The organism is Halomonas sp. B23F22_20 (assembly GCF_043496985.1).
Classification (GTDB): domain Bacteria; phylum Pseudomonadota; class Gammaproteobacteria; order Pseudomonadales; family Halomonadaceae; genus Halomonas.
In genome coordinates, this window is record NZ_JBIEKH010000137.1 from 1 (window position 1) to 541 (window position 541).

Consider the following 541-nt stretch of genomic DNA (forward strand, 5'->3'; position numbering starts at 1 on the left):
CATTCCCGTTTGAAAAACTTTTGAATGAATTGTTCGAATAGGAGAAACTCCATATGAAGTCTTTTTATGAAGAAATCAAGTACTATAATTTTCATAGCACCTTTTCTGAAAACTTAAAAAAAACATATAAGCGACGACTCGAAGAGTTTGCGGTATATCTTGCGAGTGAAACTAATTCAAAAATTGAGGAGGTCCATTTTGAAAAAATATACGAAACAATTAGTCCTAAAGGTGTATCACTTTTCTTTTCCCCATTAGATGTATCCTTAATAGACCAATATTTCTTAAAACATTTACATCAAAGTTACAATTGGCTGTATCAATCAAAGTGTGCATTAAAAGATTTTTTTAAGTATCTATATAGAAAATACGATTTCCCTGTACTAACGGACCAAATGAGTTTTGTTTTAGAAGATCATAAACAAAAACCTAGTAAAAAAGAAAAATATGTCCCAACTAGGCATGATCTTTTAAAACTATTACAAGTGATTCTTGGAGAAAGTTCATTTTTAGAAAGGGATATTCTTACCTTTATTTTGCT

General features: G+C 29.6%; 1 protein-coding gene. It reads left to right on the plus strand.

What is annotated here, in order from left to right; translation table 11 throughout:
- Window positions 1–53 precede the first annotated feature (53 nt).
- Window positions 54–541, plus strand: a 488-nt coding sequence (locus ACGTN6_RS20975) for a hypothetical protein (RefSeq protein ID WP_394595043.1), incomplete at its 3' end; no start/stop codon positions are given.